Origin of the sequence: Streptomyces sp. NPDC018693, assembly GCF_044391385.1 — a bacterium.
Taxonomy (GTDB): domain Bacteria; phylum Actinomycetota; class Actinomycetes; order Streptomycetales; family Streptomycetaceae; genus Streptomyces.
Map to the genome: position 1 here is coordinate 143916 of NZ_JBIRZZ010000011.1, position 14602 is coordinate 158517.

13 protein-coding genes are annotated in these 14602 nt (G+C 71.0%); 2 read left to right on the forward strand and 11 right to left on the reverse strand.

The features are described from left to right. Positions 1 to 25: 25 nt before the first annotated feature. From trmD to ACH5AC_RS26760, 5 genes are all read right to left on the reverse strand, one after another. A complete protein-coding gene (gene trmD, locus ACH5AC_RS26740; RefSeq protein ID WP_398864718.1) occupies positions 26 to 859 on the reverse strand; it encodes a tRNA (guanosine(37)-N1)-methyltransferase TrmD in 834 nt (277 codons plus the stop codon). Continuing rightward, complete coding sequence (rimM, locus tag ACH5AC_RS26745) at positions 859 to 1404, reverse strand: ribosome maturation factor RimM (RefSeq protein ID WP_398864719.1); 546 nt, start codon at positions 1402 to 1404, stop codon at positions 859 to 861. Before rimM ends, trmD begins: the two co-directional genes overlap by 1 nt. An 87-nt stretch (positions 1405 to 1491) precedes the next feature. Then, positions 1492 to 1731 (reverse strand): RNA-binding protein, encoded by a 240-nt coding sequence (locus tag ACH5AC_RS26750; protein ID WP_003973401.1) that lies wholly within the window; start codon positions 1729 to 1731, stop codon positions 1492 to 1494. Between the two features lie 2 nt (positions 1732 to 1733). Beyond that, positions 1734 to 2153 (reverse strand): 30S ribosomal protein S16, encoded by a 420-nt coding sequence (gene rpsP / locus ACH5AC_RS26755; protein ID WP_398864720.1) that lies wholly within the window; start codon positions 2151 to 2153, stop codon positions 1734 to 1736. Positions 2154 to 2442: 289 nt separating this feature from the next. Then, entirely contained in the window at positions 2443 to 3039 is a 597-nt protein-coding gene (locus ACH5AC_RS26760; RefSeq protein WP_398864721.1) for a hypothetical protein, read from the reverse strand. Between the two features lie 544 nt (positions 3040 to 3583). Between ACH5AC_RS26760 and ACH5AC_RS26765 the strand changes: the two genes are divergently transcribed. After that, positions 3584 to 4444 (forward strand): SAM-dependent methyltransferase, encoded by an 861-nt coding sequence (locus ACH5AC_RS26765; protein WP_398864722.1) that lies wholly within the window; start codon positions 3584 to 3586, stop codon positions 4442 to 4444. 59 nt (positions 4445 to 4503) lie between these two features. Here the strand turns inward: ACH5AC_RS26765 and ffh are convergent, their stop codons facing one another. From ffh to ACH5AC_RS26790, 5 genes are all read right to left on the reverse strand, one after another. Continuing rightward, complete coding sequence (gene ffh, locus ACH5AC_RS26770) at positions 4504 to 6054, reverse strand: signal recognition particle protein (protein WP_398864723.1); 1551 nt, start codon at positions 6052 to 6054, stop codon at positions 4504 to 4506. Positions 6055 to 6130: 76 nt separating this feature from the next. Continuing rightward, complete coding sequence (locus ACH5AC_RS26775; protein ID WP_398864724.1) at positions 6131 to 8575, reverse strand: [protein-PII] uridylyltransferase; 2445 nt, start codon at positions 8573 to 8575, stop codon at positions 6131 to 6133. 26 nt (positions 8576 to 8601) lie between these two features. Next, the gene (locus tag ACH5AC_RS26780; protein ID WP_003997576.1) at positions 8602 to 8940 is read right to left on the reverse strand and encodes a P-II family nitrogen regulator; all 339 of its coding nucleotides are present in this window, start codon (positions 8938 to 8940) and stop codon (positions 8602 to 8604) included. Then, on the reverse strand, positions 8937 to 10235 hold the full coding sequence (locus tag ACH5AC_RS26785; protein ID WP_398864725.1) for an ammonium transporter: 1299 nt from the start codon (positions 10233 to 10235) through the stop codon (positions 8937 to 8939). Before ACH5AC_RS26785 ends, ACH5AC_RS26780 begins: the two co-directional genes overlap by 4 nt. A 340-nt stretch (positions 10236 to 10575) precedes the next feature. Beyond that, the gene (locus ACH5AC_RS26790) at positions 10576 to 12063 is read right to left on the reverse strand and encodes a hypothetical protein (RefSeq protein ID WP_398864726.1); all 1488 of its coding nucleotides are present in this window, start codon (positions 12061 to 12063) and stop codon (positions 10576 to 10578) included. Between the two features lie 475 nt (positions 12064 to 12538). On the opposite strand from ACH5AC_RS26790, the gene ACH5AC_RS26795 reads away from it, so the two are divergent. Further along, on the forward strand, positions 12539 to 13195 hold the full coding sequence (locus tag ACH5AC_RS26795) for a bifunctional DNA primase/polymerase (RefSeq protein ID WP_398864727.1): 657 nt from the start codon (positions 12539 to 12541) through the stop codon (positions 13193 to 13195). Between the two features lie 103 nt (positions 13196 to 13298). Here the strand turns inward: ACH5AC_RS26795 and ftsY are convergent, their stop codons facing one another. Beyond that, entirely contained in the window at positions 13299 to 14507 is a 1209-nt protein-coding gene (ftsY, locus tag ACH5AC_RS26800) for a signal recognition particle-docking protein FtsY (RefSeq protein ID WP_398864728.1), read from the reverse strand. Positions 14508 to 14602: the final 95 nt, after the last annotated feature.

The following is a 14602-nucleotide window of genomic DNA, read 5'->3' on the forward strand; positions in this document are numbered from 1 at the left end:
ACGCCGGACGGCGCACAACAGCGACCTATTCTTCCATGCCCTCGACCCTGCGCCAAAATCGGCCGTACGGCTCGCCCTGCGGGTCCGGGGCCCAGCCCAGGATGGAGAGCATCTCGCGGTCCTTCTTGTCGAAGACCTTGGGCTCGCAGCGCTCGATGAGATCGGGCCGGTGCAGGGTCGTACGCCGCAGGGCCTCGTCGCGGCGCCAGCGGGCGATCCTGCCGTGGTGGCCGCTGAGCAGCACGTCCGGTATGTCACGGCCGCGCCACACCGGGGGCTTGGTGTAGACGGGGCCCTCCAGGAGGTTGGCCATGGCGCCGGGCGCGAAGGAGTCGTCGCGGTGGGACTCGGCGTTGCCCAGGACGCCGGGCAGCAGCCGGGCCACGGCCTCCGTGATCACCAGGACGGCCGCCTCGCCGCCGGCCAGGACATAGTCGCCGATGGACACCTCGTGGACGGGCATCCGGGTCGCGTACTCGTCGATGACGCGCCGGTCGATGCCCTCGTAGCGGGCCGGGGTGAAGACCAGCCAGGGCCGCTCGGACAGCTCGACGGCGAGTTCCTGGGTGAAGGGGCGGCCGCTGGGCGTCGGGACGATGAGGGCGGGCGCGTGGGAGCCGGTCTCGTAGCCGTCGGCGAGGACCGAGTCCAGGGCGTCGCCCCAGGGGTCGGTCTTCATGACCATGCCCGGGCCGCCGCCGTAGGGGGTGTCGTCGACGGTGTTGTGCCGGTCGTAGGTCCAGGAGCGCAGGTCGTGCACATGGACGTCGAGCTGTCCACGCGCGCGTGCCTTGCCGACCAGGGAGACGTTCAGCGGGTCGAGGTACTCGGGGAAGATCGTGACGACGTCGAGCCGCATCAGTCCTGCTCCTCCCGGGAGGAGTCGATCTCCGCCCGGTCGTCGATCAGGCCGGGGGGCGGTGAGATGACCGCCTTCTGCTCGGCCAGGTCGATCTCGGTGACGATCTGCTCGACGAAGGGGATCATGACCTCGCTGCCGTCGGCCCGCTCGACGATGAACAGGTCCTGGGAGGGCAGGTGGGAGATCTCGGTGATCCGGCCGACCTCGGTGCCGTCCTCGGTGACCACGTCCAGGTCGATCAGCTGGTGGTCGTAGTACTCGTCCTCCTCCTCGGGCAGCTCCTCCGGGTCGACCTCGGCGATCAGGAGGGTGTTGCGCAGGGCCTCGGCCGCGGTGCGGTCGGCGACGCCCTCGAAGCGCAGGAGGAGGCGGCCGCTGTGGACGCGGCCGGCGGCGATGGTGAGCGGTCCCACCGGAGCGGGATCGGTGGCGAGGACGGCACCGGGCGCCAGCCGGAGCTCCGGCTCGTCGGTGCGGACCTCCACGGTGACCTCGCCCTTGATGCCGTGGGCGCGGCCGATCCGGGCGACTACGAGCTGCACGTGTCCAAATCTCCTGTCATACGACTGCGGGCCGGGGACGGCCCCAAGGCCCTCCCCGGCCCGAGCCGGTGCTGTTGCTGTGAAGCGTCAGCGGACGTGGTCCACGTCGACGAGGTCGACACGGACACCGCGGCCGCCGATGGCGCCCACGACGGTGCGCAGAGCGCGTGCGGTGCGGCCGTTGCGGCCGATCACCTTGCCGAGGTCGTCCGGGTGGACCCGGACCTCGAGCACACGTCCACGGCGCAGGTTGCGCGAGGCGACCTGCACATCGTCAGGGTTGTCGACGATGCCCTTCACGAGGTGCTCGAGAGCCTCCTCGAGCATGCTCAGGCCCCGGTCGACTCGGACTCAGCCGCGGCCTCGTCCTTCTTCTCAGCCTTCTTCTTCTGGGTGATCGCCTCACCCTTGCCCTCGTCGTCGCCGCCCAGGGCCTCGAACGACGGGCGCGCCTTCTTCGGCTCGGCGGTCAGCAGCGGAGCGGGGGCGGGCTCGCCCTTGAACTTCTGCCAGTCGCCGGTCTTCTTCAGGATGGCGAGCACGGGCTCGGTCGGCTGCGCGCCGACACCCAGCCAGTACGCCACGCGCTCGGCGTCCACCTCGATGACCGACGGGTGGTAGGTCGGGTGGTACTTGCCGATCTCCTCGATGGCCCGGCCGTCACGGCGGGTACGGGAGTCGGCGACGACGATGCGGTAGTGAGGCGAACGGATCTTGCCCAGACGCTTCAGCTTGATCTTGACTGCCACGGGAGTGGGTTCTCCTGGATTTGACGTGGTTGGGCACGGCGAGAATGCCGCGTGGGGTTGCGGTACCCGAGTGCCCGATGGACGCGTCAGCCGGAGGAGAGAGGGGTCCTGTGCGGCTGTCGAGTACAGCTAGCCATTCTGCCACACCTCGGAGGTCGCCTATCGCCGAGGGTCCCCGGGAGCCGTCACGGGGCGCGCCGGAGAGGGGTGCCGCCCCGCTCACGGCGCGGCACCCCGGGTCGTTCGGCCGCACCGGCAGCCACGAGATGCCGGTACCGCGTGCGCGGGCCTACGCCGCGCCGGCCACCTCGGGGATCCGGAACGGCTTGCCGCACCCCCCGCACACGATCGGCGCCTGGGCCAGCACCGAGGGGACGACCCGTACGTTGCGCCCGCAGTCGCAGACCGCCTTGACCCTGACCCCGCCGCCGGAGGAGCCATGGCGGGCGGCCGGGCCCCGGAAGGCGCGGGTGGTCTCGGCGGAGGTGGCCGCCGTGTGGGCCTTGAGGGCCCGCTGCAGGCGCTCGATCGTCGAGCGGTAGCGCCGCTTGGCCTCGGGGTTGAGTGTGACCAGCGAGAAACCGCTGCTCGGGTGCGGCTCCTCGGGGTGGTCAAGGCCCAGTTCCTCGGCGATCGCGAGGAATCTGCGGTTGTGGTAGCGGCCGGCACGGGAGGTGTCGCGCACGCCGCGCGCGGCGGCGATGCCATGGACTGCCTCATGGAGCAGTCGCTCGAAGGAGAGCTCGTGACCGCACGCGGACGACGACTCCCCGATCAGGGACTCTGGCGCGGCAAGGTCAGGCAGCTCGGGGTGGTGCCGCTGAATGTCGGCCCACGCCTGCGCCAGCTCTGCGGCGAGAACAGGTGGTGTCTGTGTCGTGCTCACGTAATGAGAACGAGCGGGAGGGCCATTGTGTTCCTATTCCGGGGCATCCCAAATAATTTGCACGTACCCGTCAGTTGCCGCTGATGCTCCCCGACGAGGGCGGGTGCGCTGATCTGCGGAGAAGCCGCCCAGCTCAGCACAAGCTGGTGCGTAGACACACGTACGCCCCGGCGCGTACGCCTCCTCCGCACGCCGGCGCACGGGAGGTGTGGTGGGGCGCAAGGGGAGTTCCGGCCGCTCTCACGCCCCGACCCACGCCTCAGTAAGCGCACGCCACGATCGCGACGTTACCCGGTGCGCCCCCGTCCTCCGACATCGACCCGTCCCGTCTCCGTCATGGCGCGAGGGGACGACCCACGTTGCCGCGATGTGAATTCTCGCCACCCGCACCGTCACCCGGCAAAGAGGAGTCCCTTTCCTCTGGACGCGGTCGCGAGCAGGGAGTTACCTGACATACGGGGGGAGTGCGAGCGCACTGCACGGGGGTCAGGAAAACGGGCACGGAGGCGAACTCTCGAACTCTCGGCGATTGGGGCGCTTATCCATGACACCTACGCTCGTGCGACAGCACCGGCCTCACGGGGGACCTCACCCCCGCGTGGACCGCGGTGCACGCGCGCGTGACTGGTCCGAAATCCAGGAGCGGATGCTCGTCCCGCTCTACGACGCCGTCTACGAGCGACTGGAAGTGGGCCCCGGCACCCGGCTGCTGGGCCTCGGCTGCGGTTCCGGACTCGCTCTGCTGATGGCGGCCACCAAGGGCGCCACCCTCACCGGCGTCGAATCCGTCCACCCCGAACGGCTGACCCTGGCCCGGCAGCGGCTGCTGCCGGACGCGACGGGCCACCCGCACGCGCGCGTGCGGACCCACCTCGTCGACGGCCCACCCGAGGACGCGGCCGGCCCCGGAACACCCCCGTACAACCTCGTGACGGCCTTCGACCCCATCGGCTGCACCGCAGGCGACGCGGAGCACCTCACCGACCTGCTGACCGCCGCGACACCGCTCACCGACCACGGCACACCCGTCGTACTCACCGGCTGGGGACCACCCGAGCGCTGCGCCACCGTCTCCGTCCTGCGGGCGGCCACCAAACTGGCCGAACCGCTTCCCTCCGAGGGCTGCTGGCGCGCCGCCCTGCGCGACGACCTGGAGGAGGCCGCCCGGCAGGCCGGCCTCGAACCCGACGGCTCCGGCCGGGTCGCCTGCCCCTTCGGCTACGCCGACATGGACAGCGCCGTCCGCGGACTGCTCTCCACCGGCCTCTTCGACGCGGCCACCGCCGCCACCGACCCGGCCCAGGTCGACAAGGAACTCACCGAGGCACTCCACCCCCACCAGCGCCACGACGGCACGGTGTGGATGCCGAACGTGTTCCGCTACCTGATCGCCCGCGTGCCCTAGGGAACGGACCGAGGGCGCCCCTCCTAAGAAGGGCGCCCTCGACGGCACACTCAGGGCACTCAGCCCATGAACTTCTTGAACTCGTCCGGCAGCTCGAAGTCCTGACCGCCCTGCTGCGGCAGCCCGAACGCGTTCCCGCCCTGCGCGGCCGCCTCACGGCGCTGGGCCGCCTCCAGCTCCTGCTGCTTGCGCTTCATCGGGTTGCCGGAACGCTGCTTGCCCTTGGCCTTCTTCGGCTGCTTCTTGGTACGGCCCGGCCCGCCGCCCATGCCCGGGATCCCCGGCATACCCGGCATGCCGCCGCCCTGAGCCATGCGGGACATCATCTTCCGGGCCTCGAAGAACCGCTCGACCAGGTTCTTCACGGCACTGACCTCGACACCGGAACCCCGGGCGATACGCGCCCGCCGCGAGCCGTTGATGATCGTCGGGTCCTGACGCTCCGCCGGGGTCATCGACTTGATGATCGCGGCGGTGCGGTCGACGTCCCGCTCGTCGAGGTTGTTGATCTGGTCCTTGATCTGCCCCATACCGGGCAGCATGCCGAGCAGCTTGCTGATGCTGCCCATCTTCCTGACCTGCTCCATCTGGGACAGGAAGTCGTCCAGGGTGAAGTCCTGGCCCTTCTTCGACGCCAGCTTGGAGGCCATCTTCTCGGCCTCTTCCTGGCTGAACGTCTTCTCCGCCTGCTCGATCAGGGTGAGCAGGTCACCCATGTCGAGGATCCGGGAGGCCATCCGGTCCGGGTGGAACGCGTCGAAGTCGTCGAGCTTCTCGCCGTTCGACGCGAACATGATCGGCTTGCCGGTGATCTGCCGGATCGACAGCGCCGCACCACCACGGGCGTCACCGTCCAGCTTGGACAGCACCACACCGTCGAAGCCGACGCCGTCCCGGAACGCCTCGGCCGTGTTGACGGCGTCCTGACCGATCATGGCGTCGACGACGAAGAGGATCTCGTCGGGCGAGACGGCGTCCCGGATGTCGGCCGCCTGCTGCATCATCTCCTGGTCGATGCCGAGGCGGCCGGCGGTGTCGACGATGACGATGTCGTGGACGCGGGACTTCGCGAAGTCGATGGAGTCCTTGGCGACCTGCACCGGGTCACCGACGCCGTTGCCCGGCTGCGGCGCGTACACGGCGACACCGGCGCGCTCGGCGACGACGCCGAGCTGGTTGACGGCGTTCGGCCGCTGCAGGTCACAGGCCACGAGCAGCGGAGAGTGCCCCTGCTCCTTCAGCCACCGGCCCAGCTTGCCCGCGAGAGTCGTCTTACCGGCACCCTGCAGACCGGCCAGCATGATCACGGTGGGCGGCTGCTTGGCGAAGCGGAGACGACGGGTCTCGCCGCCGAGGATCGTGACGAGCTCGTCGTTCACGATCTTCAGCACCTGCTGCGCCGGGTTCAGCGCTTTGGAGACCTCGGCCCCGAGCGCGCGCTCCTTGACGTTCTTGATGAACGTCCGGACGACAGGCAGCGCCACGTCCGCTTCGAGGAGCGCGATGCGGATCTCACGAGCCGTGGCGTCGATGTCCGCCTCGGAGAGCCGTCCCTTGCCGCGCAGGTTCTTGAAAGTCGCTGAGAGGCGATCGGAGAGAGTATCGAACACGGCGCTCGCGGTCCTCGGGGTCGGTGTTGGCTTCGGGAATCGCCCTCCAGGGTATCCCGGAGCGGCAGAACCGGGTTCACCCCCGCAGAGTCTCCTCCAGCTTCCGCGCCACAGCAGTCGCCTCGTCCCCCGGCAGGGGAACGCCTCTGGACCCTGTGACGTAGAAGGCGTCCACGGCGTTGGCGCCCAGCGTGCTCACATGCGCACTGCGCACCCGCACCCCCGCGTCCTCCAGCGCCCGCCCGATCCGGAACAGCAGCCCCGGCGCGTCCTGGGCCCGTACCTCGATCACCGTGGCGTGGTGGGAAGCCGCCGACGCCACCGTCACGCGCGCGGGTGGGGCCACCCAGCCGCGACGCCGCGGGTACGCCGCGTCCCGTTCCGCCAGCCGCCCCGCGATGTCCAGGGAGCCGTCGAGCGCCCGTACGAGATCCGCGCGCAACCGCGCCGCCTGGGGCAGCGAGCCGTACTCCGCCGCCACCCGCCAGTCCAGCAGCAGCACCGAGCCCTCGACGCCGTCGGGCAGCTCCAGGGCCCGTAGCTCGGCCGTACGCACCGTCAGGCGGTGCATGGCGAGGACTCCGGCGACCGCCGGCAGGACTCCCGGCTGGTCGGGCACGGCGATGAGCAGTTCCACGCCCAGCGGCTCGGGTTCTCCGGGCGGCTCGTCGCCGGGCGGCTCGGTCTGTGCGCGCAGGGACAGCACCGGTCCGCCGGTGGCGACCGCCTCGATGGCGAGGCGTTCCTGTTCGGCGGTGGGCGCGGCGGCCTCCGGCTCGTCCGGTACGTCTCCTGCGAGGACCGCGGCGACCCGTCGTACCAGCTCGGCGACCAGGGAGCCGCGCCAGGAGGACCAGGCCGCCGGGCCGGTGGCGAGCGCGTCGGCCTCGGTGAGGGCGTGCAGCAGCTCCAGGGTGCTCTGGCTGCCGACGGCCTCGGCGACGAGGCGTACGGTCGCCGGGTCCTCCAGGTCGCGTCGCGTGGCCGTTTCGACCAGCAGCAGGTGATGTCGTACGAGGGTCGCCAGGACCGCCACGTCGGCCCGGTCGAAGCCGATTCTCGCCGCCACGTCCTTGACGATGATCTCGCCGGCGACGGAGTGGTCACCGGGCCAGCCCTTGCCGATGTCGTGCAGGAGCGCGGCCACCAGCAGCAGGTCGGGGCGGCTGACGCGGCGGGTGAACTCGGAGGCGCGGACTGCGGTCTCGATGAGGTGGCGGTCGACGGTCCAGACGTGGACGGCGTTGCGCTGCGGGCGGCAGCGGACCCGCTCCCAGTCGGGGAGGAGCTGGGTGATCAGCCCTTCCGCCTCCAGGGCTTCCCAGACGTCGACGGTCGGTCGGCCGGAGCCCAGCAGGGTGACCAGTTGCTCGCGTGCCTCGGCGGGCCAGGGCGTCGGCAGGGGGCGCGCGGTGGCGGCCATGCGCCGTACGGCGTGCAGGGAGAGCGGGAGTCCGGCCTGTGCGGCGGCGGCCGCGGCGCGCAGGGGGAGCACGGGGTCGCGTTCGGGGCGTGCGGCGCGGGCGAGCACGACCTCGCCGTCCTGTTCGACGACGCCCTCGGCGAGCGGTGAGCGCTCGGCGGTCGGTTTGCCGCCGCCGAGCATGGCGCGCAGCCGGGGCCGCACGGCGCGCGAGCGCAGTACGCGCCCCACTTCGCGCCAGGTGACGTCGCTGGCGTACGAGATGACGCGGGCGGCTTCGTAGACCTGCCGCAGCAGGGTGTCGGCGTCGAGGAGGCCGAGTTCGGTGGCGACCTGGTCCTGTTCCTGGAGGGCGAGTCGGTCGGTGGCGCGGCCGGTGGCGAGGTGGAGGGCGTCGCGTACGTCGAGGAGGCGGCGGCGGGCGTCGTCGAGGCCCTCGCGGGGGGCGTCGGCGAGCCAGGAGGCGGCGACGGCCCGCAGGGCGGTGGCGTCGCGCAGTCCGCCGCGGGCCTCCTTCAGGTCGGGTTCCAGCAGGTACTGCAGCTCGCCCTGGCGGTCGGCGCGTTCGGCGCAGAGTTCCTGGAGTTCGGGGAGGCGTTTGGGGGCCTGGTTGCGCCAGTCGGCGAGGACGGCCGTCCGCAGTCCGGCGGTCAGTCCGAGGTCGCCCGCGAGATGGCGGGCGTCGAGGAGGCCGAGCTGGACCTTGAGGTCCTCGCCCGCCGTCCTGCGGGCCTCGGCCGGGGTGCGTACGGAGTGGTCGAGGGCGAGGCCGAGGTCCCAGACGGGGTACCAGAGGCGGTCGGCGAGGGCGGCGACGGCCTTGGGGTCGCTGCCGTCGTGCAGCAGCAGGAGGTCGAGGTCGCTGCGTGGGGAGAGCTCGCCACGGCCGTAGCCGCCGACGGCGACCAGGGAGGCGCCGCGCAGCCCTTCGGCGCCGGCGGTGAAGAGGCCGGCCAGCCACTCGTCGGTGAGTTCGGCCAGGGCCGCACGGCGCGGCGGCCCGGACCGCGCCCCCTCGGTGAGGAGGCGCAGCCGGGCCGCCGCGTAGCCGCTGGGTCCCGAGTCCTCTGCTTCGTTGCGCATGTCCGTACTCGTCACCCAGCGACTCCTGTTCGTTTCTGCGGTCAGAGCGCGTCCGGGCCGCGCTCGCCGGTGCGGACCCGTACGGCCGTCTCGACCGGGAGGGACCAGACCTTGCCGTCACCGATCTTGCCGGTGCGGGCCGCCTTGACGATGACGTCGATCAGCTGCTCGGCGTCGTCGTCCTCGGCCAGAACCTCGATACGGATCTTGGGGACCAGGTCGACCGTGTACTCGGCGCCGCGGTAGACCTCGGTGTGTCCCCGCTGACGACCGTAACCGCTGGCCTCGGTGACCGTCAGGCCGTGGACACCGAACGCCTGCAGGGCTTCCTTGATCTCGTCCAGGCGGTGCGGCTTGACGACGGCGGTGATGAGCTTCATGCGTCCACCTTCTTGCTGGCGGCGGCGGTGCCGGTCGGGGCGGGGGCGGCGGCGGAGATGTGGGAGCCGGAGGCGCCGCTGAAGTCGTATGCAGTCTCGGCGTGGGCGGTCTGGTCGAGGCCGGCGACCTCGTCGTCCTCGGTGGCCCGGAAGCCGATGGTCTTCTGCAGGGCGAGGGCGAGGAGGTAGGTGACGACGAAGGTGTAGCCCATGACGGAGAAGGCGCCGATGGCCTGGGAGCCGAACTGCTTCAGGCTGCCGGTTCCGTCGATGGCGAGGAAGCCGACCATCAGGGTGCCGATGACACCGCCGACGAGGTGGACGCCGACGACGTCGAGGGAGTCGTCGTAGCCGAGCTTGTACTTGAGGCTGACGGCCCAGGAGCACAGGGCACCGGCGACGACACCGATGAGCAGGGCACCGAAGATGTTGACGTTGCCGCCGGCGGGGGTGATGGCGACGAGGCCGGCGACGGCGCCGGAGCAGGCACCGAGGGTGGTGAAGGCGCCGTGACGGATGCGCTCGTAGACGAGCCAGCCGAGCATGGCGGCGGCGGTGGCGACCTGCGTGTTGATGGCCATCTGGGCGGTGGTGCCGTCGACGCCGAGCTCGGAGCCGGCGTTGAAGCCGAACCAGCCGAACCACAGCAGGGCGGTGCCGAGCAGGACGAGCGGCATGTTGTGCGGCCGCATCGGGTCCTTCTTGAAGCCGACGCGCTTGCCGACGACGAGGACGGCGGCGAGTCCGGCGATGCCGGCGTTGATGTGGACCGCGGTACCACCGGCGAAGTCGATCACCGCGGGGTCGAGCTGGGCGAGCCAGCCGCCGCCCCAGACCCAGTGGGCGACGGGGAAGTACACGACGGTGACCCACACGCCGATGAAGATCATCCAGGAGCCGAACTTGACGCGGTCGGCGAGGGCGCCGCTGATCAGGGCCGCGGTGATGACGGCGAACAGCATCTGGAAGAGCGAGAAGGCGAAGGTGGAGATCTGGTGCGCGGTGCCGTCGTCGTCGGTGACGAAGCTGTCCACCACGCTGCTCGCGTCGATGCCCTTCAGGCCGATCATGTCCAGGTTGCCGATGAAGCCACCGGTGTCACCGCTGAAGGCGAGGGAGTGGCCGTAGAGCACCCAGAGCACGCTGACGACGCCCAGGGAGATGAAGGACATCATCAGCATGTTGAGGACGCTCTTGGAGCGCACCATGCCGCCGTAGAACAGGGCCAGCCCAGGCGTCATCAACATGACGAGCGCTGCACTGATCAAAACGAATCCGGTATCTGTGCCGTTCAATGCCGGTATCTCCTCGTCGTGAGTACGGCCCCGTGCGGGCGAAGCCTGAGCGGTGTGAGGGGGTGGGCCGGTTATGCGGCAAGAGATTGGCGCAGCGCGGTTTCGGCGGAAGCCCCTGGTTGTTTCGCACGGGTGACGAAGGCGCCCTGTGTGTTACGCGTCGGTGAAGTGCCGGATGTCGGGCCGCACGATCGTTATCGTGGCGCAACCTTCCCCGTCGGAGTCGTCGCGGGAAAGGAAAAAGCCGGCCGCGGCGGCCTTCCGATGACCTGGCATGGGGGGAGCCGAGTCGGGCAGTTCGGGAGGGCCGGCCGCGGCCGGGGCTCTGGGGTGTGCGGGGTCAGACGGCCTCGGCGGTCTCGGGCAGCTCGGCCGCGAGGGTCTCGGTGAGGTCGACGACCTCGGCGAGGTCGCCGAAGTCGCGTACGGCGGTGTCGACGGTCTTTCGGATACGAGTGTTGACCCGTTCGGAACGGACCTTCTTGGCGGCGCGCATGGCCTGGGTGGCGTACTCGGCGCCCTGCTCGGGGTCGCGCTGGAGCAGGTGGACGGTGGCCATGCCGATGAGGTTGAGCGCGTACGACCGCTGGTAGTCGCTCTCCGCGGCGAAGAGCTGGACGGCCTTGTGCATCAGGGGTTCGGCGAGGGAGGCGTAGGTGGGGCTGCGGCCGGCGACGTAGGCGAGGTCCCGGTAGGAGTGGGAGTTCTCGCCGTAGAGCTCGGCCTCGTTGAAAAAGCGGATCCAGTCGGGGTCCGGCTCGTCCCAGTCGTCGACGTCGGCGAAGGTGTCCTCGGCCATCCGCACGGCCCGCTTGCAGCGGCCGGGCTGGCCCATGTTGGCGTAGGCGCGGGCCTCCATCGCATACAGCATGGACTGGGTGCGCGGGCCGGCGCAGTCCCGGCTGCCGTACTGGGCGAGGTGGATCAGCTCCAGGGCGTCCTCGGGCCGTCCGAGGTGGATCATCTGGCGGCTCATGCTGGACAGGACGTACGAGCCGAGCGGGCGGTCGCCCGCTTCCTTGGCGGCGTGCAGGGCGAGGACGAAGTACTTCTGGGCGGTGGGCTGGAGTCCGACGTCGTACGACATCCAGCCGGCCAGTTCGGCCAGTTCGGCGGCGACCTTGAAGAGCTTCTTGGCGGTGGCCTCGGGGTGGGGTTCCTGGAGGAGGTCGGTCACCTCGTGCAGCTGGCCGACGACGGCCTTGCGGCGCAGGCCGCCGCCGCACTGGGCGTCCCACTGCCGGAACATCCTGGTGGTGGACTCCAGCAGGTCCAGTTCGGGCTTGGAGAGGCGGCCGCGGGCCCGGCTGGTGGGCAGCGGCCGGTCGGGTTCCCGGCGCGGGGAGGACGGGGTGGGCACCAGCCAGCGCTGCATGGGCTCGATGAGGGACGGGCCCGCGGACAGCATCAGCGAGGTCCCGAGGAAACCGCGCCGCGCCAGCATCAGATCGCTGCGCGAGAACTCGCTGAGCAGCGCCACCGTCTGCGGGCCCGTCCAGGGCAGGTCGACCCCGGTCGCGGAGGGCGACTGCCGCGCGGTGCGCAGACCGAGGTCCTCGACGGAGACGACACAGCCGAACCGCTCGGAGAACAGTTCGGACAGGATCCTGGGGATGGGCTCGCGGGGGTTCTCGCCGTCCAGCCAGCGGCGCACGCGGGAGGTGTCGGTGGAGATGTGGTTGGCGCCCAGCTGACGGGCTCGGCGGTTGACCTGGCGGGCGAGTTCGCCCTTCGACCAGCCGCTGCGTACGAACCACGACGTGAGGAGTTCGTTGGGGCGCTTGTCCGCGCTCGCAGCGTTCGTCTCGCTACCGTCGTTGCCGCTCACTGGAACGCCCCCATCCCTGAGACCACTTGTCGCTCTGCGCGAACAAGCCTTGAGTGCGCCAACCCTTATCAGAATGCCGGGGGGTGAGGCCGCCCGTCCGCCGGTTCTCACTCTTCGAACGGAAGGCCGGGTTGCCTCCGGCATATCCACGAGTGCATGTGCCCCCAGGACTCGTGCACCCAAAGTAGTCCTACGATCACGCACTCAGCCACGGGGATCCCGGAAACGCCACCATTCGCCACCCCTTCGAATGAACTCACGACGACCGGTACGCGATTCACTTGACACAGACCAGCCGGAAGTGAGCGGAGCGATGCACTCAGGGGCGCGCACCGCCCGGCACACCACCCGGCGTGCTCCCAGGCGCTGCCCACGCGGGGTGTCCCAGGACGCATAAGCAGCAGGCATAAATACAGAGAGTCACGTTCTGCGTCCGCTACGTAACCACCGGTGCGTCGGACCCGTTGGAGGGGGCATGGGCTTCACGATCGGCGGCATTCGCGAGATCCGCTCCGGCGCGCGCAGGCGCGGCCGTCCGTCCGACTGCACGATCGTCGCGGAGTGCACCGCGCTGTGGGGCTGGGACGTCGTGCCGGGCGCCCGGACCGCGGCCGGTGCCTGCTCCTGCGGTCGCCGGGACTGCCGCGCGCCGGGGGCGCATCCGCTGGACTTCGTGCCGCGACTGCCGGCGGGCGCCACGCTCGACGAGGTGACCGAGGTCTGGCGTGAGGTGCCGGGCGCGTCGGTGATGCTGCCCGTCGGGCGCTCCTTCGACGTGATCGAGGTGGCCGAGTCCGCGGGCCGCCACGCGCTGGTCCGGCTGGAGCGGATGGGCCTGCCGCTCGGCCCTGTCGCCGCGACCCCGGAGGGGCGCGCCCACTTCTTCGTCGCGCCGGGCGCCGCCGCCGAGCTGACCGAGCTGCTGTACCGCATGGGCTGGGACGACCCGGGCGCCCTCGATCTGCGCGGTCTCGGCCCCGGTACGTTCATCACCGCGCCCCCCTCCGACCGGGCGGGCCTCGGCCCGGTGCGCTGGCTGCGTCCGCCGGAGCTGGACACGGCGAGCCGCCCGCCGGCCGCCCGGCTGCTGCTGGGCACGCTGGCGTATGTGGCGCACCGGTCGCGGGCGTAGCGCCTACGAGGCCGCACGACGCGCACACGGCGAAGCGCCCGCTCCCCGACTGCACCTCGGGGGCGGGCGCTTCTCACATCCGGGTTTTCGGAGGTGCCCGGCGTCACTCCCCGATAAGGGCGTCAACGAACGCCTCCGGCTCGAACGGCGCGAGGTCGTCCGCGCCCTCGCCCAGTCCGACCAGCTTGACCGGGACGCCCAGCTCCCGCTGGACCGCGACGACGATGCCGCCCTTGGCGGTACCGTCCAGCTTGGTCAGCACGATGCCGGTGATGTCGACGACCTCGGCGAAGACCCGGGCCTGGACGAGGCCGTTCTGACCGGTGGTGGCGTCGAGGACGAGAAGCACCTCGTCGAGCGGGGCGTGCTTCTCCACGACACGCTTGACCTTGCCGAGCTCGTCCATGAGGCCGGTCTTGGTGTGCAGGCGTCCGGCGGTGTCGATGAGCACCACGTCGACGCCCATCTCCTTGCCCTCCTTCACCGCGTCGAAGGCGACGGAGGCGGGGTCGCCGGCCTCCGGTCCGCGCACGGTGTGGGCGCCCACCCGCTCGCCCCAGGTCTGCAGCTGGTCGGCGGCGGCGGCGCGGAAGGTGTCGGCGGCGCCGAGGACGACGGTGCGGCCGTCGGCGACGAGCACGCGGGCGAGCTTGCCGGTGGTGGTGGTCTTGCCGGTGCCGTTGACGCCGACGACCATCACGATGCCGGGCTTGCGGTCCTCGGGCTCGGTCCTCACGGTGCGGTCGACATCGGTACCGACCAGCTTGAGCAGCTCTTCGCGCAGCAGGGTGCGCAGTTCCTGCGGGGTGCGGGTGCCGAGCACCTTGACGCGCTCACGCAGCCGCTCGACCAGCTCCTGGGTGGGCTGCACGCCGACGTCGGCGGTGAGCAGGGTGTCCTCGACCTCCTCCCAGGTGTCGTCGTCGAGGTGCTCTCGCGAGAGCAGCGTGAGCAGCCCCTTGCCGAGGGCGTTCTGGGAGCGGGAGAGCCGGGCCCGCAGCCGGACCAGGCGGCCGGCGGTGGGCTCGGGGATCTCGATCTCGGGGGCTTCGACGAGGTCGGCGGGGGGTTCCTCGACCTCGACCGGCGCGGGGCCGCCCGGAAGATCCACTTCCTCTATCGTGCGGCGCGGTTCTTCGCGCGGCGTCTCGGCCTCTTCGCCGATGTGCGGTTCGGCCGGGGGCGCGGTGATGTCGGGCGCGGCCGGGGGCGGCGGGGGCAGTGGCTTCCTCCGCCGACTGCCGACGACGAGCCCGCCGATCACACCGAGCACGACCACGGCGATGACTACAGCAAGGATGACGGTTTCCATAACACGCTCCAGTATCCATCCCCGGCCCCGACGGGCCCGTCGGACGCCACGGCCGTACGGCGGGCTCAGCCGACGAGTTCTCTCTGGTGCGGGGC

Excerpts from the sequence above, each read along its gene's own strand:
- ACH5AC_RS26780 (WP_003997576.1), bottom strand. The coding sequence starts at position 8,940 with ATGAAGCTCATCACCGCCGTCGTCAAGCCGCACCGCCTGGACGAGATC.
- trmD (WP_398864718.1), bottom strand. The coding sequence starts at position 859 with ATGCGGCTCGACGTCGTCACGATCTTCCCCGAGTACCTCGACCCGCTG.
- ACH5AC_RS26750 (WP_003973401.1), bottom strand. The coding sequence starts at position 1,731 with ATGCTCGAGGAGGCTCTCGAGCACCTCGTGAAGGGCATCGTCGACAAC.
- ACH5AC_RS26795 (WP_398864727.1), top strand. The coding sequence starts at position 12,539 with ATGGGCTTCACGATCGGCGGCATTCGCGAGATCCGCTCCGGCGCGCGC.
- ACH5AC_RS26765 (WP_398864722.1), top strand. The coding sequence starts at position 3,584 with ATGACACCTACGCTCGTGCGACAGCACCGGCCTCACGGGGGACCTCAC.
- ftsY (WP_398864728.1), bottom strand. The coding sequence starts at position 14,507 with ATGGAAACCGTCATCCTTGCTGTAGTCATCGCCGTGGTCGTGCTCGGT.